Origin of the sequence: New Jersey aster yellows phytoplasma (assembly GCF_002554195.1) — a bacterium.
Lineage (GTDB): Bacteria > Bacillota_I > Bacilli_A > Acholeplasmatales > Acholeplasmataceae > Phytoplasma.
Genome location: NZ_MAPF01000066.1, coordinates 1 through 1,838, shown reverse-complemented (window position 1 = coordinate 1,838; position 1,838 = coordinate 1). Strand labels below are relative to the sequence as shown.

Annotated in this window: 1 protein-coding gene and 4 pseudogenes; 1 reads left to right on the top strand and 4 read right to left on the bottom strand. The window is 20.5% G+C overall.

The features are described from left to right. Positions 1-466 (top strand): annotated as a pseudogene (locus tag BBA70_RS03425) (UvrD-helicase domain-containing protein); the annotation flags it as partial. A 351-nt stretch (positions 467-817) separates the two neighbouring features. On the opposite strand, the pseudogene BBA70_RS03420 reads toward BBA70_RS03425, so the two are convergent. The 4 genes and pseudogenes from BBA70_RS03420 to BBA70_RS03415 form a co-directional block, all read right to left on the bottom strand. After that, a pseudogene (locus tag BBA70_RS03420) lies at positions 818-1,013 on the bottom strand (single-stranded DNA-binding protein); the annotation flags it as partial. A gap of 87 nt (positions 1,014-1,100) precedes the next feature. Then, positions 1,101-1,163, bottom strand: a pseudogene (locus tag BBA70_RS04010) (DUF2963 domain-containing protein); the annotation flags it as partial. A 71-nt stretch (positions 1,164-1,234) separates the two neighbouring features. Further along, positions 1,235-1,384 (bottom strand): annotated as a pseudogene (locus BBA70_RS04005) (DUF2963 domain-containing protein); the annotation flags it as partial. A 40-nt stretch (positions 1,385-1,424) separates the two neighbouring features. Continuing rightward, positions 1,425-1,760: a DUF2963 domain-containing protein gene (locus tag BBA70_RS03415; RefSeq protein ID WP_252861662.1), complete on the bottom strand. Its 336-nt coding sequence runs from the start codon at positions 1,758-1,760 to the stop codon at positions 1,425-1,427. Positions 1,761-1,838 lie beyond the last annotated feature (78 nt).

Genomic DNA, 1,838 nt, shown 5'->3' with positions numbered 1-1,838 from the left:
AGTTGTTTCATATGTTAGTAAATATGTTTCTAAAAATGATAAACAAATTGAATCAAATTCTAATAAAGGAATTGATTTTTATAGTCGTCATTTGTTTGGATTTTCTCGTACATGTTTTTCTTGTCCTAAAGAATCTTTTTTAGCATTATTCCCTTATGATATAATTAAAGAAATAGAATTAAGTTCATTTCCAATGGTTAATTTTAATTTTTCTAATATATTTGAATGGAATATTAAAAAAATAATTAATGGAAGAAATATTAAAATTCCACATAATTTAACTTTATTGTTTAAATCTTATATGACCCCAAATCAAGTTAAAAATTCTAATTATTTTAGTTTAAATTTATCTAGCATTCAACCAAAAAATTATTTTCTTAATAAGAATTTTAAAAAATATTTTAAATTACAAAAACTTAAATTAAAACTTAAAAAAGATTATGAAAAAAAGATATTAAAATATTAAATAAAGTTGAATGTCAATATTGGTATAGATATCTTGAAAATAATTATATTCAAAGTTTTCAACTTTCTCCTTAATTTTATTAAATTAGTTTAAATTAAATATTTTTAATTAATTTTTGCTGTCTAATTATTGGACGGCTTTTGTTGTTGGAAAAAAATAAATAAAATTATTTATAAATTACAAAAACTTAAAAAAACTTTAAATTATTGAAATTATTAATGCTATAATATAAGTAATAAGAAAAAGATTTTTTTAGGTTTTAAGTTCATTTACTTACTCCTTAATTTTGTTAAATTTTATTTTGAATTTGGGTATAAAAAAAGTCCCTAAAGGGACTTAATTGTGTAAATATTATTTGGGTTTGTTGTCTAAAAAGATGATGTTTTGAATAATTACTTTGGTGGTGGTTCGTTTTTTGACCTTCGTTGGTTAGTATATTTTGGAATGATAGGGTGCCTTATACATATACTTTTGAACCTTTATGTAAATATTTATCCATGTTTTCAGTTTGTTTTCTAAAAACAACACAAGGGACGTATTGATACTTAGTTTAGCTTTTAGTTTTTTTTGTTTTTTGATATTTTATTTATTATATAACTCCCTAAAATAATAGGGAGTTATTTTTTTTATTTTTTTAATATTTTTTTATTGTATCAATAGTTCCATCTAATTTATAATTAGTTTGCTTAATTCTTTTCTTGTTATGGCATTAAATTCGTTGATATAATGTATTGTTCTACCATCAGGTTGATAAAATGTTGTTTTAATTAAATTTTGTGTTATGGGGTCAAAAATGTATATAGCTCTTATTTTACCATCAGAGAAATAAAAAGTTTGTTTTAATAAATTATTATTCTTTTGGGGGTTATATTCAGCAGTAGAAGATATTGTTTTACCGTCAACTTCAAAATATTCTATTTTGAAATAATTTTTAGTTTGAGGTTCATAATATTGAATATTATATATATTTTGGGCTATTTTCGTGATAAACTGTTTGTTTAATTAAATTACCTTGTGGATCTAAATCTTGAATTTTAGATATTTGTTCTCCATTAAAATTAAAATATATTATTTTAATTAATGCATTTGTTTTAGGATCATATTCTTCAATATATTTTTTTGTTTTTCCATCAAGTTTATAAACAATATTTTTTGTTGATTTTGTTCTAACAACTTCATTTTTATTTTTAGGAATAATATCATTATCTCGTTTTAAATGCTTTTGAAGTTCAACTCTATGTTGAGGTTGAACTATTTCTTCTTCAGTTTGATTTTGTTGATTTAAAGACAACATAAAAATAAATAAATAAAATAACAGCTATTGAAATAACTAAACCTGAAATAATAAAAATAATTTTGATTATGAGAATTT